The sequence below is a fragment of the Seleniivibrio woodruffii genome, from assembly GCF_004339245.1.
Classification (GTDB): domain Bacteria; phylum Chrysiogenota; class Deferribacteres; order Deferribacterales; family Geovibrionaceae; genus Seleniivibrio; species Seleniivibrio woodruffii.
In genome coordinates this window covers 687,168-708,519 of the sequence record NZ_SMGG01000003.1, presented here as the reverse complement: position 1 = coordinate 708,519, position 21,352 = coordinate 687,168, and the positions used below count along the sequence as shown (strand labels likewise).

The window sequence follows — 21,352 nt, the reverse complement described above, 5'->3', positions numbered from 1 at the left end:
CACACCCGTAAAAAATTTTCATGCGGGTTTAAGAAAGCCTATGCGGATCTTTTTCAGACCGCCGGATTTGAAGAACACGTCAACGTTCGCCGTGTCTCCGGAACCGGTGATGGCGACCACCATTCCCTCGCCGAACATTTCATGCATTACCTTGCTTCCGCTTTTTATGCCGTTGATCTCTTTTGCGGCCACGGCGGCTTTGCGCTCGGTTTTGATATATTCGGGTACGGGGCGTTTCTGGGGTGCGGCCTTCATTCCGACTATGCCCATTTCATCGATGAACCCTGAGCGTCTCTGGGGGTTCACCTTGCCGTAGACCATGCGGGTTCCGGCATAGCTCATGTGCAGGTTCTGCTTTGCACGGGTAACACCGACGTAGCAGAGTCTGCGCTCCTCCTCCAGCTGATCGGGTTCGTCCAGACTGCCCTGAAGGGGGAAAAGTCCGTTCTCAAGTCCCGTGAGGAAAACGTTTTCAAATTCCAGCCCCTTTGCGGAGTGGATCGTCATAAGTTTGACTGCGGCGGTTCCGTCGCCTTCGTCAACGGACGTTGTGAGCGAAGTTGCCGCAAGGAAATCCGATATTGTGCCGTCCTTTACGTTCATTTCGAACTGCACGGCGGCGTTATAAAGTTCTTTTATGTTGTCGATGCGCTTTTCGGCTTCGTGTTCGTCCTCATAGCGTTTGATGAACCCTTCGTAATCGATGCTGTCTATGACCAGCTTGACCATCTGGCTTATTTTGGGTGTGGTTGTCAGCTCTTCAAAAACTGCCAGATAGGGTTCCATACCCTTTCTCTGCGCACCTCTCATCTGAATGAGGAACCTTTTCGATGCCTCAAGCAGGTTGATGCCTTCATGGGATGCATACTCGGTTATGCTGTCCACAGCAGTGTCACCCACGCCTCTGGGGGGAGCCTTAACGCTTCTTGCAAAGGATACCGTGTCGTAAGGGTTGTCGTACAGTCTCAGGTAACTGAGGATATCCTTTATCTCTCTGCGCTGATAGAAGCTTATGCCGCCTATGACCTTATAGGATACGTTCAGGCGGTTCAGAAATACCTCAAAGTTACGGGACTGGGCGTTGGTTCTGTAAAGAACGGCTATCTCGTCTGCGGGCACGCCCTCATCAAGATAATTTTTTATTGTGCCCACAACGTATTCCGCCTCGGCGGTCTCGTTTGAAACGGGCATGACCTGAACCATGCCGCCCTCCTCACGGAAGGCCTGAAGGTCTTTGCCCTTTCTCATGCTGTTGTTCTTTATGAGCTGGTTAGCCGCAGTGAGTATCACAGGGCGGCTTCTGTAGTTCTCTGTGAGCCTGACTATCTTTGCGGAAGGATAGACGCTGTCGAACTCAAGGATATTTCGGATGTCCGCACCCCTCCAGCCGTATATCGACTGGTCGTCGTCGCCCACCACGCAGATATTCGCATCGTCGCCGGAAAGCATGTTCAGAAAAAGAAACTGAATGTCGTTTGTATCCTGATACTCATCCACAAGGATATAGCGGAACATATTTTTGTAATACTCAAGCACTTCGGGATTTGTGCGGAACAGCCTGATGGTCAGAGCAAGCATGTCGTCGAAGTCGATGAAATTCTGCTCTTTCAGCTTCTGCTGATAGATCTTGAACACATCATCCATCATATGAAAAGGATCCGTGCCGGGGTTCAGCCCGTCAACGTAGGCTCTGGTGTTCTTATAGTTGCTGATGCGCCACATATACTGCTTGGGCGGATATTTTTTAACGTCGATATTGAGGTTTTTTACGATATCACGAACGACAGACAGCCTGTCGTCCTGATCCAGTATCCCGAACCCTGCGCCAAGCCCCAGAAGGTGGCCGTCACGGCGGAGAAGTCTCAGGCAGATTGAGTGAAAAGTGCCTATCCAGATGTCGGCCTGAGAGCGTGGAACGAGCTTCATTATACGCTCTTTCATCTCCCCTGCCGCCTTGTTGGTGAAGGTCACCGCAAGGATATTGTGTGCGCTCACACCGAGATTGTTAATGAGATGGGCTATGCGGTAGGTTATCACCCTGGTTTTGCCGGTTCCTGCTCCCGCAAGCACCAGCAGAGGTCCCTCTGTCTTCGTTACCGCTTCATATTGCTGTTGGTTAAGTTCTTTTGAATAATCAGGCATGTTTTATGTTTCCGTGTAGTTTTAAGAGAATCCACCCCTGCCCTCCTTTTCAAAAGGAGGTTTTTTTCCCCTTTATCAAAGGGGGATTAAGGGGGATTTACATTTTTAGTTATCTAAACTTTATGAGACTGCTGCGGGTAAACCCTCGCAGTGACAAATCAGTATCCCAGTGCTTTATAAGCTCCGTAGGCCGCAAGGGGGATGCTGTGCGCTATCTTCCCTTCGGCAATCATACTGCGAAGTTCCTCCGCCGTAACTTCCACGGGTTCGATATCTTCAAACGGATCCAGATTAAGTTCCGCCACCTTCTCGCAGTCCTCCGCAAGATAAGCATAGCAGAAATTATCCATGAAAGCAGGGTTCGGGCGCATCTTTGCCAGAAAACTCATCCGGCCTTCAAATCCGGTCTCCTCTTTCAGCTCCCTTGCCGCTCCGTCCTGCGCATTTTCACCGTTTTCCAGTGCGCCGCCGGGAAACTCATAGGTCACCTCTCCCGTGGCCACACGGAACTGACGGACAAGGATGAACTTTCCCTCTTTTGTTACAGGGATTATCACCGCCCAGTCCTTCATGCTGACAACGGTGAAAACACCCGTTTCCGAGGTTTTGGCAAATCTGTAGTCTCTGTGCTCAACCTTAAGGACAGCGTCTTTGAACTTCTCACGCTGTCCGGTGAGCGTCCATTCCCGCTGCATATTAAAGGATAAGGCCGCTGTCGGATTTTCCGCCGAGACCGCCGAGGTTTCCGGCTATTCTGATGTTTGATTTTGTTTCAACGTATTTGTTGGCAAGATCAGCGGGGACGTCTTTGTATTCATACACGACATGATCCAGTCTGATGCTTCCTCTTACTTCGTCCTCGAAGGGAAATCCGAAGGGGACTATTGCTATCTGAAGTGAGCCTGTGTGGGTGGGCATTGCCTGAACCAGAACAACGTCCTTAACAACGCCTTCAGACTCGTCTTTTATTCCGATAATGGTCTCACCGGAAACAAGTTTTGCAAATACTATATTATCAACCATTGCTATTCTCCTTAATGCCTTTTATACGGGAGAAACACAATAGCACATCAAAAAAAAATATTCAGCATAAAATATCACAAGACACTGGAAAATATGACAAAAAAGCATATATTTGATGAAAATGGATTTCAATAGGAAAGGTCGGCCTTTTTCTTATTGACAACGGGCTACTTACGCCTTATTAAACCCTTAGAAGACATTATGGAGGTATGACATGGCTTACACTATCAACGACAGCTGCACAAACTGCGGCGTATGTGAAGACGAGTGCCCCGTTGGCGCAATCAGCGAAGGCGACGATGCAAGAATGATCGATCCCGATACCTGCACTGACTGCGGCGCCTGCGCAGAAGTCTGCCCTGTAGACGCTATCGACGCGTAATTAACGGCAAACAAAGAATTTTTCCATATAGCCCTGTGTTTTACAGGGCTTTATTTTAAACATAAATACTACAAGGCAGCTAGGATATGGGAATAATAGCAACAATAAAAGAAGAGATAAACACCGTTCTCGAACGTGACCCGGCGGCAAAAAGCAAGCTGGAAATTCTGCTCTGCTATCCCGGGCTTCATGCAATGATAATCTACAGAGCCGCCCACTGGCTCTGGATCCGCAAATTTTTTCTGCTTGGCAGAATGCTCTCCCACCTCGGAAGATTTCTGACCGGAATTGAGATTCACCCCGGAGCCACCATAGGCAAACGGTTCTTCATAGACCACGGCATGGGAGTGGTCATAGGCGAAACAGCCGAGGTCGGCAACGACGTTACAATATATCAGGGAGTGACCCTCGGCGGTGTCAGCCTTGAGAAAAAGAAACGCCACCCCACCATAGAGGACAACGTCATCATCGGTTCCGGCGCAAAGGTGCTGGGCTCTTTCACAGTTCATAAGAACGCAAAGATAGGCTCAAACTCCGTGGTTGTTAAGGAAGTGCCCGAAGACGGAACAGTCGTGGGCATCCCCGGAAAGATAGTCACCAACGGAAAGGAGCCTTCGGCCAAGTTCGACCACAACCTTCTGCCCGACCCTGTTGCCAGAACTATAACAGATATGGCAACCAGAATGTGCCACATGGAATCCGAGATCAACAGTCTCAAAAAGAAGCTGGAAAAATATGAAAATAACAACTAAGAGCCGCTATGCCATCCGCTCGATTTTTGCGCTGGTTCTTCTGGGCGGCGACGAAAAACCCGTCACACTGACCCAGATAGCCGACTATGAGGATATCTCCCGCAAGTATCTGGAGCAGATATTCATCAGGCTCAAAAAAAGCAAAATCGTGGAAGGCTCCAGAGGGGCGCAGGGCGGATATGTCCTTGCCAGACCCGCAAACATGATTACTTTAAAAGAGGTAATTTACGCAATGGACGGTCCCGTTTCCGTTTCCGACTGCACCAACGAAACCCAGTGCGACAACTTTTCCACATGCGGAATCAACTGGCTTTGGTCGGGACTGAAAAAAACAGTGGACAATTACCTTGAGAACATTACTATATATGACCTAAAACGACAGGCAACAGGAGGGAAAAATGTCGATTTACCTTGACTACAGTGCTACAACGCCGGTAGACCCCAAGGTCTTTGAGGCAATGATTCCGTATTTCAAAGAGAAATTCGCCAATCCTTCCAGCATCCACACCCTCGGACGCATCGTTCGGGAGGATGTTGACAAAGCGCGCGCCACAGTGGCAAAATCCATCGGCGCAGAGCCCCATGAGATAATCTTCACCGCCAGCGGAACCTCTTCCGACAACATGGCCATCAGAAGCATAGCGGAAAAATTCGCACACAGGGGCAAGCATATCATAACATCCGTGATAGAGCACAAAGCCGTTCTGCAAACCTGCAAGTATCTGGAAAAGCACGGCTACGAAGTGACCTATCTGCCTGTGGATAAGGATGGCTTGGTGAGTGTTGAAGATTTCAGAAACGCCATCAGAAAGGATACCATCCTCGTGTCCATTATGCTGGTGAACAACGAGATCGGAACGCTCCAGCCCATTAAAGAGATATCCGCAATCGCCAGAAAAAATCAGATCATTGTCCACACAGACGCCGTTCAGGCCATGGGCAAAATGAAGATAGACGTGGGCGAGCTGGGCGTTGATCTGCTCACTTTCTCCGGCCACAAGATATGCGCACCCAAAGGCATCGGCGTTCTCTATGTCGATGAAAACCTTAAGGACGATATGGTTCCGCTGATATTCGGCGGCAGTCAGGAGTTCGGCCTGCGTGCGGGAACAGAGAACGTGGCAAACATCATCGGCCTTGCAAAGGCCTGTGAAATAGTCATGGAGGACGTTGAGAAAGAAGCGGCATACGTTAAAGGCCTGCGTGACCTTTTCGAAAACCGCATCCTGACAGAGATCCCCCAGACTTATGTCAACGGAAGCAGGGAAAAGCGTGTATGCAGCGTGACCAACATAGCTTTCAAGTTCATCGAAGCGGAAGCACTGATGATCTATGCTGAAGAGATATGCTGTTCAACCGGAAGCGCATGTACTTCCGAAAGCGTCGATGCATCCCATGTGCTCTATGCGATAGGCGTTGACCCTGTAGACCTCCACGGTTCAATCCGTTTCAGCTTCGGCCGTTTCAACACCGAAGAAGAGGTCAACCGTGCTGTGGAGATGATTAAGACAAGCGTAGAGAAACTGCGTGCCATGTCACCCCTCGTATAAAAAAAATTCTGAAGATAAAGCGGCGGCACGGGACAGATTTTTAATCCCCGTGCTTGCCGCCTACTATTTCTTTCACTACTGCACCCTGGGCATAATCTACCCATACTTCGGGTTTTACTTCAAGCAGACCGGATACAACGGAACCGAGATAGGACTCCTGCTGTCCATACTTCCCATAGTCTCCTTCACCTGCACAACCCTCTGGGCGGACGTGTTCACAAAGGTCAAACACCGGAAACTGTTCATAGTTTCCGGCATCCTGATATCGTCCTTCGCTCTGGTACCCATATATTTCTATCACAGCAAGCCCATGACCGCAGTTCTTCTGGCGGTGTTCGCATTGGCCAGAACGGGTATTCTGCCTGTGATAGACAGCTTCGCATCTTCGCTTAACGACCGCATGCCCTACGGCAGAATGCGCATCTTCGGCTCTCTGGGATTCATCCTCACATCCACCGCCACAGGCTATTTCTTCGACAGCTTCGGTGCGGCGGCGTTTGTTCTGCTCTATACGGTTTTCAGTCTGCTGTCGGTGGTTCCAGCTCTCCTTGCCAACTACGACACCAGTCTTTTCAAACCCAGACCCAACAGCGAAAAGAGACTGCCATTCCACCTGAAAGTATTTTTCGCAGGGCTTACGATATATCTGTCCTCCTTTGCGTTCCTCAGCAACTTTTTCAATATCAAGGTTGCGGAGGCCGGCTTCGGACAGACCTATGCGGGCTATATGTGGACTGTGGGCGTTCTGGCCGAGATGTTCTTCATGTACCATCAGGAACGGGTGCTGAAATTCATGCGGGCGGAATATATCATCATAGTTTCAATGCTTCTGGGCGGCGTGCGCTATTTCGCAACAGCCCTCACCGATTCGCTCATTCTGCTGTTCTTCTTCTCCGCCTTCCACGGTTTCGCCTATGGAACCATGCACATAAGCGTCATGAAGTTCTTCCGTGAAAAACTTCCTGAATCACTGCGGCTGAAGGCACAGACAATTTACTCAGGTGTCGGCTACGGACTGGGCACAGTGGCGGGTTCCGCCGTTTCGGGCATGGTCTATGACCACATGGGGCTTAAGCCAGTATTTTTCACAGCATTTTTCTTTTGTATCATCGGCGCATCTGTAATATATTGGTACATCGGTATAGAGGGGAAAAATGGCGGCGAACAAAGTTGACACGCTCCTTGCGGAGCTTGAGGAAGTTGCGGCACAGCTGGACATCCGCCTGCGCTATGAGGTGACCCGTGCAAAGGGCGGCCTCTGTCAGGTTGACGGAAAATTCATGTTCATTCTGGACAGAAAGGCGGCCAAGGACTACCGTCTGCTGATGCTCGCCCGTGCTATAAAATCATTCGACCTCTCAAACATATATCTCAGCCCGAAACTGAGGGAGTATCTCGATGAAGAGGTCTGACATTAAGGCTGTGTACGATCTGCTGGAGCAGGCCTACATAGAGATGGAGGAGCCCTCCGTAACAAAGATATCCAAACAGACCAAGCGGGACCCTTTCAGGGTGCTGGTCAGCTGTCTTATCAGCCTGCGCACAAAGGACGAGGTAACCCTTGCCTCCTCCGAAAAGCTCTTCGCAGTGGCTGACAATCCGCAGGATATGGTCAGGCTCTCCGAGGAGGAACTGGCAAAGCTCATTTATCCTGCCGGTTTTTACAAAACAAAAGCCAAGACAATTTTAAACATATGTTATATCCTTATTAATGAGTTCGGCTCCAGGGTGCCTGACGACATAGACACACTCGTCACGCTGAAGGGAGTGGGAAGGAAAACTGCAAATCTCGTTATCGTTGAAGGCTATGGCCGTCCGGCCGTCTGCGTTGACACACATGTGCACCGGATCTTCAACAGACTGGGGTATGTGGCGACCAAAAACCCGGATAAGACCGAGCTAATGCTCAGAAAATATCTGCCGAAAGAATACTGGATACGAATAAACGAAATACTGGTGGCATACGGAAGAGAGATATGCCGGCCGGTCTCTCCCCGCTGTTCAGTTTGTGGGCTGGACAAATACTGCGACAAAACAGGCGTAACAACCCGGAGGTAAAATGCGTCAGCACAATATCGACGAAGTCGATAAACTTATTCTTAACATGCTTGTTAAAAATGCCAGAACATCCTATGCCGACATGGCAAAAGCGGCAGACATGAAGTCCCCGTCTGTCATCGACAGAATTAAGAAACTGGAATCACAGGGGATAATCCGCAACTACACTGTGGATATCGACTACAAACAGCTGGGCTACGATGTTATCGCCTTCATAGGCATATCCATCGACAACGCAAAGCATATAGACGATTTTGAGATCACCATAAAGGATCTGGACGAGGATATCCTCGGCTGTCACCACGTTACGGGGGACTTCACCTTCCTTCTGCACGTGGTCACAAAAAACACCGACACGCTCTCAAAGCTTATTAAAAAGATCCGCAACGTGCAGGGCGTGGACAAGACAAACACAATTCTTGTCTTCTCCACCAAGCTGGACAAAAAGAGACCCGTATGAAATTCAGCGTCGTCATTCCGGTCTACAACAGGACGGACACCCTTCGTTCAGCGATTGAATCCGTTCTCTGCCAGACCTTTAAGGACTATGAGATAATAGTTGTGGATGACGGCTCGGACCTCTCGGTTGCTCAATGTCTTAAGCCCTATATGAACCTGATAAACTACATCCGCCACGACACCAATCAGGGTGTCAGCGCCGCCAGAAACACAGGTATCCGTGCGGCAAAAGGCGAATACATAGCTTTTCTGGACTCAGACGACGTCTGGCTCCCGAAAAAACTGGAGAAGCAGAACGAGATATTCGAAAAGGGATGGCTCTTCTGCTTCACAGACGAATTCTGGTTCAAGACAGACAAGTTCGTAAACCAGACCGACAAGCACGCAAAATACGGCGGGCAGGTTTTCACAAAACTGCTGGACATGTGCCGCATGAGCCCCTCGTCCACAGCGATGCACCGCAGCATCTTCATGACCTGCGGATTTTTCGACCCCGGCATGCGGGTCTGCGAGGACTACGACCTCTGGCTCAGGGTCTCAGCAAAGCACCACATTCACTTTATTCAGGAAAAACTTATCATCCGCCGTGCCGTCACCGACGACCAGCTCAGCAAGAACGTCATGTTCATCGAATCCATCAGACTGGTGTCGCTCGCCCGCTTCGTGCGGTGCAAAAAACTTACACTTTCACAGAAAAGAGCCGCCATGGCAGAGATTAACAGGAAGTTTGCCATCGTACAGAGTGGTATAAAACGGTTTTAATATCTTGCATTAAAAGCGTGTTTTATGTATACTGAAACATTCATTACAAGCAAAAGGTTGTCCCATGAATAGATATATATTTCTAGCCCTTAGTTTTTTAGCGTTTACGGCCTGTGCGCCGATAACAAACTCACCCTCCCCCGCCGATGCGGATTCACTCTCTCAGGCACCCTACAAACCCAAAAAAATTCAGGACGAAGCACCGGTTTTAGACCAGCAGGAACAGACTCCCCCCGAACTTTTTGATAAATACGAAATGTACTCTTTTCTGGAGGATTTCAAATCCAGAGAGCTCGATATATACAACGTTCTTAAGAAACAGACCGAGTTCCACCTCGACCAGAGCGACACCGAATACGGAAAATACGACACAATAGCACTTGTGGAAGAGGAAAGATTCAACTTCTATGTAAACCTCTACACCAACAGATACGCCACCACTTTCCAGAGATGGCTCAACCGCTCAAATCAGTACATCTATATAGTCCGTGACATCTTCCGCAGAGAAGGAGTGCCGGACGACCTTACATATCTGCCCTTCACCGAAAGCGGATTCAACCCCTCCATCACATCCCATGCGGGCGCATGCGGAATGTGGCAGTTTATGAAGGGAACAGGCAAAATGTATGACCTTAACTACAACTTCTGGGTCGACGAACGCCGTGACTTTGAAAAAGCCACAACTGCCGCCGCACGACACCTGAAAGATCTTTACAACAATCTGGGCGACTGGTATCTGGCACTGGCGGCATACAACGCAGGTCAGGGCAAGATAACCACTGCCATAAGACGCTACGAAACAAGAGATTTCTACGAGCTCTCCACCCGTGAGAAAACCTATCTCCGCAACGAAACAAAAGACTATGTGCCGAAATTCCTCGCCCTGCGCTATCTGGCAAGGAACTATCAGGAATTCGGTTTCGATACACCCAACGGACTCCCAATGCTCTATGAAAAGGTCACACTTTACAGCCAGTCGAACCTCTATGTTCTGGCCGATCTTCTGGAAACGGACATAGATACCCTCAGAGAACTTAACCCCGAGCTGATGACTCCCATGACGCCCCCCGTCGGCGAATACGTTCTGCGTGTTCCCTACGGCAAGCGTGTTATGCTTGAAAACAAGCTGGAACATGTCACAGAGGAACAGCTTGCACAGTTTTATGTTGTTAAAGCAAAAGAGGGAGACAACCTGACAAGCATTGCGCAGGAATACGGACTGGATACCACAGATCTTAAAAAGGCGAACGGATTCTCCGTTAACCGTGTAATGAAAGACACCTATGTTTTCGTACCCATCCCCGATGTTTATGACGAAGAACTCAACGCAGGCTTCGCGCAGGAGCTTAAAAGATACAATCCCAAGGTTCACACAGTCCGCAGAGGCGAAACCTTCTACAGCATTGCGGCCAGATACGGCCTCACAGCTGACGAACTTTCAGCCCTCAATAACGACATGTCGCCCAGAAGCATGAGAAGAGGCCAGTCACTGGTTATCTCCGACACCTACTACAGCGACAGGGATAAACGTATCCCCATCACAAAACCCCTTAAAGAACAGACGGAACGCAGAGACACCGTCGTAAGATACAAGGTCAGATCTGGCGACAACCTGTTCCGCATAGCTCAGAAATTCGGAACTACAGTGGCCAGCATCAGAGAGGCCAACGGCATCAGAGGCAACAGCATCATGGTCGGACAAAGCCTCACCATCTCCTCAACATCCGGCAAGGCAGCCAGAGCAACATCTGTTTCAAAGACCACAAAGTATAAGGTCAGAAACGGCGACAACCTCTGGGCAATCGCTAAAAAATTCGGAACTACAGTTGACGATATCAAAAGAACGAACGGCGTGGGCAAAGGCATCCGCCCCGGAATGGTTCTGAGAATCGACTAAGCGTTTTTAATGTAAATATATGAAGGCCGTGAGCTGAAAAGTTCCACGGCCTTTTTTTGTTGAAGAGAGATTCTCCGGCTGAAGCCCTCGCAGTGACGGGAAAACATAAGTCAATTACCTGAAAAGAGATTCTTCATCCTGCGGGTTCAGAATGACGGTATTCTAATCAGAACTTTGTGAAAAGAAGGCTGAAAGCGCACTCAAGCAGTAAAATCGCCATTACGGCATTAGCTATCTTATAGTGCTTATTAAGAAATCTTTTGAAGAAACTTCCGGCAAGCCCCCATGAAAAGGTGCTCATTGCGCTGATAAATGCCAGAAGCAGAGCGAACAGAATTATCGATACCGCAGAGTCATAGTAGGGCAGAATAAAGCCTGAAACCACCGTGAGACCGTACAGAAGTCCCTTAACGTTCATGAACTGGAGCAGAAATCCGGTCAGGAAAGTCGGAGCCTTTCTTCTGGGGAGTGATTCTTCAGGTTTTTCTTTGAAAACTATCCACGCCAGCCAGACGATATATGCCGCACCTGTGTATTTCATAAAAACAAGGTAGTTTTCGCTGGCACCCATCATCCCCGCACTTAGCAGTGCACTGAGGACTATCACAGTAAAAAATCCTGACGATATTCCCGCTATTAGCCTGAAAGTGACGGAAAAACCGTGCATTCTGGCGGTGTTCATGGAAATAAGATTATTTGGCCCCGGTGTGAAGGTGCTTATGGCAACGTAGAGCAGAAAAGAGAGCAGAACTGCTGACGGCATGTCAGGACTGAGTCCGCTTATCCCGTGTTATAACGGCATAGGCTGAGTGGTTGTGGATGCTCTCCATGTTTTCACTGGAAACCTCGAACCAGACCACACGCTCATCTGCCATCAGCTTTGTGGCGGCATTTCGAACTACGTCCTCCACAAAGGTAGGGTTTTCGTATGAATGCTCGGTGACGTATTTTTCGTCCTCACGTTTCAGCAGAGGGTAAACAGGCGAGGATGCCGAAGTCTCGGCAATCTCTATTATCTCCTCTATCCACATAAGTTTTTTCATGCGGACGGAAATGGTCACATAGCCTCTCTGGTTATGCGCACCATATTGGCTTATCTCTTTCGAGCAGGGGCACAGGGTCATAACGGGCACACGGACACTCATGACGGCATCACGCCCTTTCGGGCCTGACGAACCGAAATATTCGCAGTAGTAGTCCATCATAGCTTCCTGTCCGGAAACTGGAGCTTTTTTGCGCACGAAATAGTTGAAAGCCAGCTCTATGAACGCCTCTTCGCTGTCCAGACGCTCTTTCATTTCGTCCAGAATATGCCCGACAGAGTAGAGATTTATATCATCGGAGTGACGGCTGAGTATCTCAACGAACCTTGACATATGGGTGCCTTTGAAATCGTGGGGCAGGCGCACATACATGTTGATGCGGGCGATAGTGTTCTGTTTGCCCTTGTTGCGGTCGGAAAGAATAACGGGATATTGCAGATCCTTGATGCCGACACGGTCGACATCAAGGTTTCTGTTGTCCCTGAGATTCTGTATATCTTTCAATATTACCTTCTTTTACCCATACGCTGATTTGCAAGGAACTGCTGATAGGGTTTTGCGCCCTGAGGAAGTTTTGCGCCCAGATGCATCTGGAGCCACAGGTTTCCGTAGTTCTGCATTTTCAGCTTCTTGCCGTTTTTAACGGCTTCCATTGCCGACTGGAGTTTATCGTCCAGAGGGTTTTTGTCCGCACCTTTGGAAAGGATGACAACCGCTTTGTCAACGTTGCCGTTCTCCAGAAGGAAGAATGCGTAAAGGCTGTATAAAAAGCCCTGTTTAGGAGAGCCTTTGATAGCTTTATCCATGATGGTGTAGCATTTGTCGAACTCGCCCGCTTTAAACCTGAGAGCCGCCAGCATAGCCATTGACATCCAGTTTCTGGAAAAACCGTTTTTCAGATACGCTTCGGCCTCATCAAACTTCTGAGCTGTGTACAGTATGATACCTATCTGGGCATCTATCTGTTCTTTAACGAAAAACTGCCATTTACCGAAGGGATATGCCTCTTTCAGCCTTTCGATCGCCTTTTCGGAACGTCCTGCGGTAAGGTCTTTTTCAACCAGTTTGAAATGGTCTGTGAGCTTGGTCATAAACTTTTTGCCCACAAGGAAGTTGATACCCAATACGCTGACAAGGAACAAGAATATCGGCCAGAATATGCTGTATGTAAGGAAGTAAAGGATGAGCGAAAGAACAGTTGATATCGCAACCGACAAGCCAAGTGTGTACATATTGAGATTCTCCAATTTTATAAAAGGTGTAGGATTATATCATCAAGCGATGAATTTTCAAGCAGAAATGCCGTTATGCTCCGAACGCATTCTGAATATGGGTTATTTTGCCGCTGTCTATTGAGACAACGTCAAACCGTGCGGCTGTGGGCGGCCGACCCGCCATGTATGCCTGCGCAGTGAGCAGAAGCTTCTCCTGCTTTTTCTGCGTCACGGATTCAAACCCCATTCCGAAACCGGAACCGCTTCTGGTCTTCACTTCAACAAACACCAGAACGCCCCCCTTTCGGGCTATTATGTCTATCTCGCCGAACTTACAGCGGAAATTTCTCTCAACTATCTCATAGCCCTGAGAAACAAGGTATTTCTCAGCCTGTTTCTCGCCCTTTCCGCCAAGCCCCAGCATCAGATGAAGTTCCCGCAGAATGTCAGACGGTGCAGAGGCGTCAGCCCGTGTTTCCGTATGCCTTCAAGGTGTTTGGGTGCGCCGTAGCCTTTGTTGGAATACCAGTCGTAGTCGGGATACTGAATGTGCATCTTCGTCATCAGCGCATCCCGAAAGACCTTCGCAACAATAGAGGCGGCGGCAACGCACTGAAACTTATCCTCTGCTTTGAACGGGTGTTCCAGTGGCACTTTAACGTCTTTCAGCTCAACAGCGTCCACGATTATCTTATGATATTCTATGGTTATCTGACCCAGAGCGTCCATCATGGCACGCTTGGTGGCGTTGACAATGTTTATTTCGTCAATGACGGTGTTCTCCACAATGCCGATGCCTATGGCAAGGGCGTTCTGACGGATAACCCCGTCCAGAAGCTTTCTGCGCTTTTCGGGAATTTTTTTCGAGTCGATGAGGCGTTCATCGGAAAAATCCTCAGGCAGAATGACGCAGGCGGCAACCACAGGCCCCGCCAGACATCCCCTGCCCACCTCGTCTATTCCGACAGTGAGCATCTATTTCCCTTTTTTCTTCAGGATCATTCTTTCGATGTAGTCAGCCACTTTGTCAAGCCCCTCTCCGGTTCTGCATGAAGTGGTGAAGAACTCAAGCTCAGGCTGAATGCCCCTTGCATATTCAATGCATTTGTCCACATTGAAATCCACATAGGGGAGCAGGTCTATCTTATTGATGATATAGGCCGAACCTGCACGGGTCATAACGGGGTATTTGGCAGGTTTGTCGTCCCCTTCGGTAACGGAGAGCAGAACAACCTTCGCATCCTCGCCCAGATCGTATTCCGCAGGACAAACAAGGTTGCCCACGTTTTCGATTATCAGCAGATCAAGGTCGTAGCCCAGAGTTTCCAGTGCCCTTTCGATGTCTATCGCCTCAAGGTGGCATGCGTTTCCTGTGTTCACCTGAAACGCTTTAACTCCCGTGGCGTTTATCCTGTCCGCATCGTGGGTCGTTTGCTGGTCGCCCTCAACAACGGCTATTTTGTATCTATCTTTAAGCATCACCAGAACTTTTTCCAGAGTGGAGGTCTTTCCGCTGCCGGGGGATGAAACAAAGTTGAGAACCGCTACGGATTTGAGTTTCTCTCGCATCTCTGCGGCCTTCATCTCGTTCTTGGTGAGTATTTTTTCCTGCACATTAACAATCTTCATCAGTCCACCTCTATTTCTGAAACCGTAAGTTCTTCGCCTGTAAGGAGCTTAACGCTGAATGAACCGCACTTTGAACAGGAGAAGAACATCTCCTCATAGGTGTCGGTTTCGCCGCAGGATTCACATTTCCCCGTAACGGGAACATTGTCGATTATGAGTGTTGACTCCGCCAGAATTGGGTAGTCCTCTTTGATGGCCTCATAGGCGAATTTCAGTGCCTCGCCGTCAACGGCGGAGAGTCTCCCTATTTTTGCCGTGACACTGCGCACAATCTTGGCATCGTTGGCCTTTGCGGTCTCTATCACCAGTTCGATAAGACTGGTGGCAACACCTACTTCGTGCATATTCTGTCCTCCCGCACAATATTTCCCCACTTTTTGAAGGAGATTAAAGGGATTTAAATTAAATTCTCAGAAAATCCACCCCAACCCTCCTTTGTCAAAGGAGGGAGAAGATTCACTTTTTTGACGACATCTTTTTACATTTGCCGAAAAGTTTTATCAGCTCAATCACCCGCCGAACCTCACGCTCAAGCCTGTCGTGGTCGCCGGAATTATTTATAATAAAGTTTGCGTATTTCAGCTTCTCTTCAATGGGCATCTGGGCATCGATTATCTTGCGGGCATCCTCTTCGGATATCCTGTCCCGCTTAACAACCCGCTCAAGCTGAACCTGCGGATCGGTATAAACCACTATAAGCCCGTCAAACCTCTTATAGCTTCCGGATTCCACAGTCAGTGCCGCCTGAGTGATTATGACGGCCTTGTCGTCCTTGCCCTTTATGGCTCCTACAGCCTTGGATTCATATTTCAGTATCGCAGGCTGAACTATCCCCTCCAGAACCTTCCGCTTTTCGGGATCGTTGAACACAATACCCCTAATCTTCGCTCTGTCAAGAGTTCCGTCCTCCGAAACAACATCGTTTCCGAAAGCCTGAACCACGCCTTCATAGGCGGCTTCACCCGGCCGCATGACTATTCGGCTTATCTCGTCCGTATCTATGCAGTAACAGCCGTGCTTTTCAAAGAACATGGCCGCCGTACTCTTTCCGCTTGCGATGTTGCCTGTGAGCCCCAGATACATCTAAACCTCGTATATGTTTCTGAAAACTTTGACCTTCTCCTCGTCTTTCAGAGTGCTGACGAGGACACAGAGCTCGTCCGGCTTATAGCCCTTACAGCCCCACGGACGTTTCTCGTATATTGTGCAGAGATTTTCCGGTGAGAGAAATCTGCATCGCTCTCCGGCCTTTTTGTCTATCTCTTTAATGTCGAAAGCGGTGCAGCAGGTGCCGCACAGCAGACAGTCCACTCTATTTTCCATCGGCTGCTATAACGTTTGACAGTCTGCCGATGCCTTCTATCTCAACATCGACAGTGTCGCCCACCTGCACACGCCCTATGCCCGCCGGAGTTCCGGTGGCAATGACATCGCCCGGCAGAAGGGTCATTATCTCGCTCATGAACTCTATCAGAGCGGGAACGTCGTTTATCATAAGGTCGGTTGTGCCGTCCTGTTTCAGCTCGCCGTTAACGAATGTTTTTATCCTTGCCGTGCGCCAGTCGAAGTCCGTCTGAATGACCGGCCCTATGGGGGCGAAGGTGTCGAAACCCTTGGCTCTGGCAAATTTATTATCTATCTTCTGAAGGTCTCTTGCCGTGTAGTCGTTTATGCAGGTGTAGCCGAATATATATCTTTCGGCGTGCTCACGCTTCACCTTTCTGCATTTCTGTCCTATGACCACAGCCAGTTCGCCTTCAAAATCCACATGCTGGCTGGTTCGGGGAAAAATAACCTCGTCCCCGTGACCGCATACGGCTGTTGAAGGTTTCAGAAATATCATGGGCACTTCGGGAACCTCGTTGCCCAGTTCCTTTGCGTGTTCGGAATAGTTTCTGGCAACACAGACGAATTTTGAAGGATTGACCGGAGGCAGGAGTTTTGCCGATGCAAAATCACGCACTCTGTCCGTCACAACGTATTCTCCGAAGAAAGAACCCTCTATCTCACGGATAACGTCTCCGTCAACAATACCTTTTTTCTCAGCCAGCCCGTCCAGAAATCTGCAAAATCTCATATGCACATCCAAAATAAGTTTAATAGACCAGACAACGCCGCCCCTGCGAGGGAGGCGGAACGTTATAAGTATTTTTCTCTTATATACTTTTCGGCCTCTTCCAGCGACAGGATCTCTTTCGCCGCAAGCTTAGGCCGCACATCGCCAATGATTTCGCCCATCAGTTTTCCCGCAGGAATGCCCATGGACATCAGAAAACCGCCGCTGATCTTCATCGGCGTTTCAAAATCCACATGCCCCATTTCTATCATAACCCTGTGAACGTAGCTCTCGGTGTCCCATACCTCGGCACACTCCCCTGCGGAGGCTATGCCGAAGATCAGCAGAGAATCCTTAACCTCGTCCGGATATTCGTATATCAGCTTTCTCAGGGCAAAAATATCGCATGTTCTGCTGTTCTCCCGCAGTTTCGCCGCCAGTTCCGCCGTGCGGAAAATGGTTTTCGATGATTTAAGCGAAAGCCCCAGCCCTTTTATGGTCTGTTCTGTCTCCGGCTGATCAAAAAGCAGTGCCCCAAGGAAAAATTCCGCCCCGAAGGACATCTTGGCCGCTTCAACAACCACTGCGGAGAGCTTTGCGCCTCTGAATATTTTTCCGAAAAGCCCGCTGTCGTTCATAGAGATTACTGCAACACCCGCATATCTGCCGTTAAACAGCTTTCCCAGCTCCTGCAGAATACGCTCGGAGGCGGGACGGTCTATCATATCTTTTTCAGCGGCTATCTTGCACATGGTCTCTTCGGCTATACCGAACCCCAGCTGTGCCTGAAAGCGGAACGCCCTCAGCATCCGCAGTGGATCGTCCGAAAAGGTGTGATCTGCAACATGGCGGATGACTCCCGCAAAGACATCTGCGCTGTCGCCTGTTATATTACCGTCGAAATCCATCGCAAGGCTGTTGATGGTGAAGTCACGCATCCGCAGATCCTCCTGAATGGTTTCGCCTCTGGGTTTTGAAATATCAAGCTCTGTGTCGGGGCAGACAAGGCGGATATTGTCCTTAAACTCCACCCATGCCGAAGGCAGAATAACACGGACAGCCTGCGCATATTCCTTATAGTCATGGGAAAAACAGACCAGATCAACATCGCCGACATCCCTTTTCAGAAGGATATCCCGAACACACCCACCCACAAGATATGCCTGAAAACCGCACTGTTTGGACAGTGCCCTAAGCTGTGAATAAAAAGGTATTTCCATTCCTTATCTCGCTGCGAAAAGTCTTCCCGACCGGCTCAGTATCACAAATCTTTTAGATGTTGACAACAAACTTTTTCAAAGTGATATTTATCAGATGAAGATACTTATAATATCAGATACGCACACCGATTCAACAGCAAAACTGCCCGCAGAGATAATGAAGGCCGCAGGAGAATGCGATGCGGTCATTCATGCGGGAGATATCGTCAGTTTCAAGCTGATAAGCGAGCTGATGTCGGTCTGTTCTCTGGTATATCCTGTGAAAGGGAACATGGATCCCTATTATAATGACGAACGCCTGCCGGAAACCCGCCTTCTGACATTTGAAGGGGTTAAGATAGGCGTTGCCCACGGAACAGGCAGTCCGGCGGGAATAGAGAACAGACTGCTTTACACCTTCCCCGAAGCGGATATAATAGTCTTCGGGCATACCCATAAACCCTTCTGGGGGGAGATCGGGGGAGTATATTTTCTGAACCCCGGAAGCCCGACAAACAAAAGAACCGAACCGTTTCATACATATGCGGTTCTGACAATAGAGAACGGCACTTTTGATGCCGAGATAATAAGGATAATACAATGAAAGTTGCTATCGTGGGGGCAGGCAGTGCGGGAATGACCGCAGCCTATAATTTCCTGAAACACAAAGACATTCAGGCAGACATCTATGAAAAGGGAAAAGATATAGAGACCAGAACCAGAAACGAGGTCATGGAGGGTTTCGGCGGAGCGGGAGCCTATTCCGACGGTAAGCTGACCCTGACAACGGAATACGGCGGCTGGCTCACAGATTATATGCCCGAAGATGAGCTTGAAAAGCTGATAGACGAAGCTGACGACATGTGGAAGAACCTCAGCGAGGTTCTGGAGACCGAGTCAGGCTTCAACTACGAAACCACAAAAGACCTTGAATATCAGTGCAGCAGACACAAGCTGAAACTTATTCCCGCAAAGATACGCCATATGGGAACAGACAACTGCCTGCTCTTCGTCAAGCGCATCTCGGCAATGATAAAGCAATCGGACAATATAAAACTCCACTGCGAATCACCCGTAACAGATCTTATCGTCGAAGGCGGCGAGGTTAAGGGTATCGTTGTGCTTGAGAACGGCGAAGAGGTTAAAAAATACTACGACAAGGTCATCCTCGGTGTAGGCCGTTCAGGCAACGGCTGGATGCAGGATATCGTCCGCAAATACGGAATCGAGAACGGAATCAACCCAGTTGACATAGGTATCCGTGTGGAGGTTCCCCGCTCGGTGACCGACAGCTTCACCGACAACCTCTATGAATTTAAAATAAAATACTACACCAGCGAGTTCGAAGACGAAGTGCGCACCTTCTGCGTGAACCCCGGCGGCTTCATCTCCGTTGAGAAGAACACAGGCGGCCTGCTCACTGTTAACGGTCACAGCTACAAAAACAAAAAGAGCGACAACACCAACTTCGCCCTTCTGGTATCAACAAAGTTCACCGAGCCTTTTGACGAGCCTGTACAGTACGGACGCTACATAGCCAACCTTGCAAACCTGCTGAGCGGCAACAACGTTATCGTTCAGCGATACGGCGACTTCATCAGAGGCAGACGCTCAACAGAGAGCCGCATCCGCAAGAACTTCGTCGTGCCCACTCTGAAAACCGCCCTGCCCGGCGACCTGTCGTTCGTTCTGCCCTACAGATATCTCCACAACCTTAAGGAGACCATCGAACAATTGGACAAGGTCATGCCCGGAATGGCAGACCCCAACACCCTTATGTACGGAGTTGAGGTGAAATTCTATTCCGTCAGAATAAAGATCGACTCCAAAATGAGATGCGCCAGCCTCGACAACCTCTACTGTACAGGGGACGGAGCTGGGATCACCAGAGGCATAATTCAGGCTTCGGTATCCGGTCTGGTTGCGGCAAAAGATATAATTGAGAACAAATAAGGAGAATATACATGATAATAAGAGTCAGCGAGCTTCAGGCTCAGGAGATGGAGAAACCCAGAGGCGGCAAAGGCACTGCCATCAGACTTGCGTATGAAGCGGCCTGCGGTTTCAAAGGCGAAGTCACCAACTTTGCCATGATGTCCCTTCAGCCCAACAGCGCAATCGGCATGCATCAGCATCAGGGCGACATGGAGATCTACCTTATGCTGGACGGCAACGCAAAGACCATCGACAACGATGTGGAAGCGGTTCTGAACGCAGGCGACATGCTGGTGACAAAAGACGGCGAACAGCATTGCCTTGTGAATGAAGGCGACACGCCCATCACATTCCTTGCAATGATAATTAAGCATTAACAGCGGACAGATAATGATAGACGTACTCCTGTCTGCATATAACGGTGAAAAGTATCTGGCGGCACAGCTTGATTCGCTTCTTGACCAGACATATGCAGACATGCGTATCGTCATACGGGACGACGGTTCCAAAGACTCTACCCCTCAGATAATAGAATCATACAAAGATAAATACCCGCACAAAATATTCACTCCCGACATCCCGAAAGGGAACATGGGCGTTAAAAACAGTTTTTTTGCCCTTCTGGAATCCTCCACAGCGGAATATGCAATGTTCTGCGATCAGGACGATATCTGGCTTCCCGAAAAGACCGCAATAACACTGGCGAAGATGAAGGAGGCTGAGAACGGGAATACGGACATGCCCGTACTTGTCCACACCGACCTTGCGGTTGCGGCGGAAAATCTTGATATAATCGCAAAATCCATGTTCGCACACCAGAAACTCCGCCCCGAAAACGGCGAAGAATTAAATATACTCGCTTTGGAGAACGTTGTTACAGGCTGCACGGCGATGCTGAACAGGGCACTGGCCGACAGGCTGAAAAGCATTCCCGAAGAGGCTGTCATCCACGACTGGTGGGCGGCTCTGACCGCTCTGAAACACGGCGGCAAGGTTGTTTTTGTGCCTGAACCTACAATCCTTTACAGACAGCACGGCAAAAACACCATAGGTGCTGAAAAATTCGGAATTAAGTCGCTTTTCGGACGGCTGTCACGCATCAACGCACTGCTGGCCAATGCAGAAAAAGGCCGCAAACAGGCGGAGGCACTCGGTCTTCGTTATTCCTCTGCCGGATATATCATCAGAAAAGCCCTGCTTCTGGTCAAAAGACAGCTCTTCTCCTGACCTGCCCCTGTCAGGCCTCCTGCC

Annotated in this window: 28 protein-coding genes; 14 read left to right on the top strand and 14 right to left on the bottom strand. The window is 49.3% G+C overall.

Annotated elements, in window-relative coordinates:
• Window positions 1-18: 18 nt before the first annotated feature.
• The 3 genes from C8D98_RS03370 to C8D98_RS03360 form a co-directional block, all read right to left on the bottom strand.
• On the bottom strand, window positions 19-2,142 hold the full coding sequence (locus C8D98_RS03370) for an ATP-dependent helicase (protein WP_132872026.1): 2,124 nt from the start codon (window positions 2,140-2,142) through the stop codon (window positions 19-21).
• A 158-nt stretch (window positions 2,143-2,300) separates the two neighbouring features.
• The gene (locus tag C8D98_RS03365) at window positions 2,301-2,837 is read right to left on the bottom strand and encodes an NUDIX hydrolase (protein WP_132872025.1); all 537 of its coding nucleotides are present in this window, start codon (window positions 2,835-2,837) and stop codon (window positions 2,301-2,303) included.
• 1 nt (window position 2,838) lies between these two features.
• Window positions 2,839-3,165, bottom strand: a complete 327-nt coding sequence (locus C8D98_RS03360; RefSeq protein ID WP_132872023.1) for a hypothetical protein — start codon at window positions 3,163-3,165, stop codon at window positions 2,839-2,841.
• 214 nt (window positions 3,166-3,379) lie between these two features.
• Here C8D98_RS03360 and C8D98_RS03355 point away from each other — a divergent pair, with 214 nt between their 5' ends.
• The 10 genes from C8D98_RS03355 (at window position 3,380) to C8D98_RS03310 (ending at window position 11,025) form a co-directional block, all read left to right on the top strand.
• The gene (locus C8D98_RS03355) at window positions 3,380-3,547 is read left to right on the top strand and encodes a 4Fe-4S ferredoxin (RefSeq protein ID WP_132872022.1); all 168 of its coding nucleotides are present in this window, start codon (window positions 3,380-3,382) and stop codon (window positions 3,545-3,547) included.
• Between the two features lie 86 nt (window positions 3,548-3,633).
• The gene (gene cysE / locus C8D98_RS03350) at window positions 3,634-4,299 is read left to right on the top strand and encodes a serine O-acetyltransferase (protein WP_132872020.1); all 666 of its coding nucleotides are present in this window, start codon (window positions 3,634-3,636) and stop codon (window positions 4,297-4,299) included.
• Window positions 4,283-4,714 carry an RrF2 family transcriptional regulator gene (locus tag C8D98_RS03345; RefSeq protein WP_132872018.1) on the top strand — a complete coding sequence of 144 codons (432 nt, stop codon included), beginning with the start codon at window positions 4,283-4,285 and terminating at the stop codon, window positions 4,712-4,714. Before cysE ends, C8D98_RS03345 begins: the two co-directional genes overlap by 17 nt.
• The gene (locus C8D98_RS03340) at window positions 4,698-5,849 is read left to right on the top strand and encodes a cysteine desulfurase family protein (RefSeq protein WP_132872017.1); all 1,152 of its coding nucleotides are present in this window, start codon (window positions 4,698-4,700) and stop codon (window positions 5,847-5,849) included. Before C8D98_RS03345 ends, C8D98_RS03340 begins: the two co-directional genes overlap by 17 nt.
• Window positions 5,827-7,023, top strand: a complete 1,197-nt coding sequence (locus tag C8D98_RS03335; protein ID WP_132872015.1) for an MFS transporter — start codon at window positions 5,827-5,829, stop codon at window positions 7,021-7,023. The genes C8D98_RS03340 and C8D98_RS03335 overlap by 23 nt, the downstream gene beginning before the upstream one ends.
• The gene (locus tag C8D98_RS03330) at window positions 7,004-7,261 is read left to right on the top strand and encodes a hypothetical protein (RefSeq protein ID WP_132872014.1); all 258 of its coding nucleotides are present in this window, start codon (window positions 7,004-7,006) and stop codon (window positions 7,259-7,261) included. The genes C8D98_RS03335 and C8D98_RS03330 overlap by 20 nt, the downstream gene beginning before the upstream one ends.
• Window positions 7,248-7,907, top strand: coding sequence for an endonuclease III domain-containing protein (locus C8D98_RS03325; RefSeq protein WP_132872012.1), 660 nt, complete (start codon window positions 7,248-7,250; stop codon window positions 7,905-7,907). Before C8D98_RS03330 ends, C8D98_RS03325 begins: the two co-directional genes overlap by 14 nt.
• Before the next feature lies 1 nt (window position 7,908).
• Window positions 7,909-8,367 carry an Lrp/AsnC family transcriptional regulator gene (locus tag C8D98_RS03320; RefSeq protein WP_132872011.1) on the top strand — a complete coding sequence of 153 codons (459 nt, stop codon included), beginning with the start codon at window positions 7,909-7,911 and terminating at the stop codon, window positions 8,365-8,367.
• Window positions 8,364-9,128, top strand: coding sequence for a glycosyltransferase family 2 protein (locus tag C8D98_RS03315; protein WP_132872009.1), 765 nt, complete (start codon window positions 8,364-8,366; stop codon window positions 9,126-9,128). Before C8D98_RS03320 ends, C8D98_RS03315 begins: the two co-directional genes overlap by 4 nt.
• 64 nt (window positions 9,129-9,192) lie before the next feature.
• Complete coding sequence (locus C8D98_RS03310; protein WP_132872008.1) at window positions 9,193-11,025, top strand: LysM peptidoglycan-binding domain-containing protein; 1,833 nt, start codon at window positions 9,193-9,195, stop codon at window positions 11,023-11,025.
• 166 nt (window positions 11,026-11,191) lie between these two features.
• Here C8D98_RS03310 and C8D98_RS03305 read toward each other — a convergent pair whose 3' ends face one another.
• The 11 genes from C8D98_RS03305 to C8D98_RS03255 all read right to left on the bottom strand — a co-directional run bounded on the left by C8D98_RS03305 (window position 11,192) and on the right by C8D98_RS03255 (window position 18,187).
• Window positions 11,192-11,788 (bottom strand): LysE family transporter, encoded by a 597-nt coding sequence (locus C8D98_RS03305; protein ID WP_132872006.1) that lies wholly within the window; start codon window positions 11,786-11,788, stop codon window positions 11,192-11,194.
• Window position 11,789: 1 nt separating this feature from the next.
• Window positions 11,790-12,572, bottom strand: a complete 783-nt coding sequence (gene folE2 / locus C8D98_RS03300) for a GTP cyclohydrolase FolE2 (protein WP_132872004.1) — start codon at window positions 12,570-12,572, stop codon at window positions 11,790-11,792.
• Window positions 12,573-12,574: 2 nt separating this feature from the next.
• A complete protein-coding gene (locus C8D98_RS03295; protein WP_132872003.1) occupies window positions 12,575-13,300 on the bottom strand; it encodes a tetratricopeptide repeat protein in 726 nt (241 codons plus the stop codon).
• Window positions 13,301-13,373: 73 nt separating this feature from the next.
• Complete coding sequence (locus C8D98_RS03290) at window positions 13,374-13,706, bottom strand: YraN family protein (RefSeq protein WP_132872001.1); 333 nt, start codon at window positions 13,704-13,706, stop codon at window positions 13,374-13,376.
• Complete coding sequence (gene rnhB / locus C8D98_RS03285; RefSeq protein ID WP_132872000.1) at window positions 13,706-14,257, bottom strand: ribonuclease HII; 552 nt, start codon at window positions 14,255-14,257, stop codon at window positions 13,706-13,708. Before rnhB ends, C8D98_RS03290 begins: the two co-directional genes overlap by 1 nt.
• Entirely contained in the window at window positions 14,258-14,911 is a 654-nt protein-coding gene (gene hypB / locus C8D98_RS03280; protein WP_132871998.1) for a hydrogenase nickel incorporation protein HypB, read from the bottom strand.
• On the bottom strand, window positions 14,911-15,255 hold the full coding sequence (locus C8D98_RS03275; RefSeq protein WP_132871997.1) for a hydrogenase maturation nickel metallochaperone HypA/HybF: 345 nt from the start codon (window positions 15,253-15,255) through the stop codon (window positions 14,911-14,913). Before C8D98_RS03275 ends, hypB begins: the two co-directional genes overlap by 1 nt.
• 112 nt (window positions 15,256-15,367) lie before the next feature.
• Complete coding sequence (gene coaE / locus C8D98_RS03270) at window positions 15,368-15,994, bottom strand: dephospho-CoA kinase (protein WP_132871995.1); 627 nt, start codon at window positions 15,992-15,994, stop codon at window positions 15,368-15,370.
• Window positions 15,995-16,234 (bottom strand): YkgJ family cysteine cluster protein, encoded by a 240-nt coding sequence (locus C8D98_RS03265; protein WP_207891233.1) that lies wholly within the window; start codon window positions 16,232-16,234, stop codon window positions 15,995-15,997.
• Entirely contained in the window at window positions 16,224-16,988 is a 765-nt protein-coding gene (locus tag C8D98_RS03260; RefSeq protein WP_132871994.1) for a fumarylacetoacetate hydrolase family protein, read from the bottom strand. The genes C8D98_RS03265 and C8D98_RS03260 overlap by 11 nt, the downstream gene beginning before the upstream one ends.
• A 62-nt stretch (window positions 16,989-17,050) precedes the next feature.
• Window positions 17,051-18,187, bottom strand: coding sequence for a tRNA nucleotidyltransferase/poly(A) polymerase-related protein (locus tag C8D98_RS03255; protein ID WP_132871992.1), 1,137 nt, complete (start codon window positions 18,185-18,187; stop codon window positions 17,051-17,053).
• 94 nt (window positions 18,188-18,281) lie between these two features.
• Here C8D98_RS03255 and C8D98_RS03250 point away from each other — a divergent pair, with 94 nt between their 5' ends.
• Genes C8D98_RS03250 through C8D98_RS03235 form a run of 4 tightly spaced genes read left to right on the top strand, consistent with a single transcriptional unit; the run spans window position 18,282 to window position 21,328 of the window.
• Entirely contained in the window at window positions 18,282-18,770 is a 489-nt protein-coding gene (locus tag C8D98_RS03250; protein WP_132871991.1) for a metallophosphoesterase family protein, read from the top strand.
• The gene (locus tag C8D98_RS03245) at window positions 18,767-20,119 is read left to right on the top strand and encodes an NAD(P)/FAD-dependent oxidoreductase (protein ID WP_132871989.1); all 1,353 of its coding nucleotides are present in this window, start codon (window positions 18,767-18,769) and stop codon (window positions 20,117-20,119) included. Before C8D98_RS03250 ends, C8D98_RS03245 begins: the two co-directional genes overlap by 4 nt.
• 11 nt (window positions 20,120-20,130) lie before the next feature.
• A complete protein-coding gene (locus C8D98_RS03240) occupies window positions 20,131-20,478 on the top strand; it encodes a cupin domain-containing protein (RefSeq protein WP_132871987.1) in 348 nt (115 codons plus the stop codon).
• A 13-nt stretch (window positions 20,479-20,491) separates the two neighbouring features.
• Window positions 20,492-21,328 carry a glycosyltransferase family 2 protein gene (locus tag C8D98_RS03235; protein ID WP_132871985.1) on the top strand — a complete coding sequence of 279 codons (837 nt, stop codon included), beginning with the start codon at window positions 20,492-20,494 and terminating at the stop codon, window positions 21,326-21,328.
• Window positions 21,329-21,352 lie beyond the last annotated feature (24 nt).

Bases quoted from the DNA above. Each gene is read 5' to 3' on its own strand.
- C8D98_RS03370 (WP_132872026.1), bottom strand. From the start codon at position 2,142: ATGCCTGATTATTCAAAAGAACTTAACCAACAGCAATATGAAGCGGTA.
- C8D98_RS03365 (WP_132872025.1), bottom strand. From the start codon at position 2,837: ATGCAGCGGGAATGGACGCTCACCGGACAGCGTGAGAAGTTCAAAGAC.
- C8D98_RS03360 (WP_132872023.1), bottom strand. From the start codon at position 3,165: ATGGTTGATAATATAGTATTTGCAAAACTTGTTTCCGGTGAGACCATT.
- C8D98_RS03355 (WP_132872022.1), top strand. From the start codon at position 3,380: ATGGCTTACACTATCAACGACAGCTGCACAAACTGCGGCGTATGTGAA.
- cysE (WP_132872020.1), top strand. From the start codon at position 3,634: ATGGGAATAATAGCAACAATAAAAGAAGAGATAAACACCGTTCTCGAA.
- C8D98_RS03345 (WP_132872018.1), top strand. From the start codon at position 4,283: ATGAAAATAACAACTAAGAGCCGCTATGCCATCCGCTCGATTTTTGCG.
- C8D98_RS03340 (WP_132872017.1), top strand. From the start codon at position 4,698: ATGTCGATTTACCTTGACTACAGTGCTACAACGCCGGTAGACCCCAAG.
- C8D98_RS03330 (WP_132872014.1), top strand. From the start codon at position 7,004: ATGGCGGCGAACAAAGTTGACACGCTCCTTGCGGAGCTTGAGGAAGTT.
- C8D98_RS03325 (WP_132872012.1), top strand. From the start codon at position 7,248: ATGAAGAGGTCTGACATTAAGGCTGTGTACGATCTGCTGGAGCAGGCC.
- C8D98_RS03320 (WP_132872011.1), top strand. From the start codon at position 7,909: ATGCGTCAGCACAATATCGACGAAGTCGATAAACTTATTCTTAACATG.
- C8D98_RS03315 (WP_132872009.1), top strand. From the start codon at position 8,364: ATGAAATTCAGCGTCGTCATTCCGGTCTACAACAGGACGGACACCCTT.
- C8D98_RS03310 (WP_132872008.1), top strand. From the start codon at position 9,193: ATGAATAGATATATATTTCTAGCCCTTAGTTTTTTAGCGTTTACGGCC.
- C8D98_RS03305 (WP_132872006.1), bottom strand. From the start codon at position 11,788: ATGCCGTCAGCAGTTCTGCTCTCTTTTCTGCTCTACGTTGCCATAAGC.
- C8D98_RS03295 (WP_132872003.1), bottom strand. From the start codon at position 13,300: ATGTACACACTTGGCTTGTCGGTTGCGATATCAACTGTTCTTTCGCTC.
- C8D98_RS03290 (WP_132872001.1), bottom strand. From the start codon at position 13,706: ATGCTGGGGCTTGGCGGAAAGGGCGAGAAACAGGCTGAGAAATACCTT.
- rnhB (WP_132872000.1), bottom strand. From the start codon at position 14,257: ATGCTCACTGTCGGAATAGACGAGGTGGGCAGGGGATGTCTGGCGGGG.
- hypB (WP_132871998.1), bottom strand. From the start codon at position 14,911: ATGAAGATTGTTAATGTGCAGGAAAAAATACTCACCAAGAACGAGATG.
- C8D98_RS03275 (WP_132871997.1), bottom strand. From the start codon at position 15,255: ATGCACGAAGTAGGTGTTGCCACCAGTCTTATCGAACTGGTGATAGAG.
- coaE (WP_132871995.1), bottom strand. From the start codon at position 15,994: ATGTATCTGGGGCTCACAGGCAACATCGCAAGCGGAAAGAGTACGGCG.
- C8D98_RS03265 (WP_207891233.1), bottom strand. From the start codon at position 16,234: ATGGAAAATAGAGTGGACTGTCTGCTGTGCGGCACCTGCTGCACCGCT.
- C8D98_RS03260 (WP_132871994.1), bottom strand. From the start codon at position 16,988: ATGAGATTTTGCAGATTTCTGGACGGGCTGGCTGAGAAAAAAGGTATT.
- C8D98_RS03255 (WP_132871992.1), bottom strand. From the start codon at position 18,187: ATGGAAATACCTTTTTATTCACAGCTTAGGGCACTGTCCAAACAGTGC.
- C8D98_RS03250 (WP_132871991.1), top strand. From the start codon at position 18,282: ATGAAGATACTTATAATATCAGATACGCACACCGATTCAACAGCAAAA.
- C8D98_RS03245 (WP_132871989.1), top strand. From the start codon at position 18,767: ATGAAAGTTGCTATCGTGGGGGCAGGCAGTGCGGGAATGACCGCAGCC.
- C8D98_RS03240 (WP_132871987.1), top strand. From the start codon at position 20,131: ATGATAATAAGAGTCAGCGAGCTTCAGGCTCAGGAGATGGAGAAACCC.
- C8D98_RS03235 (WP_132871985.1), top strand. From the start codon at position 20,492: ATGATAGACGTACTCCTGTCTGCATATAACGGTGAAAAGTATCTGGCG.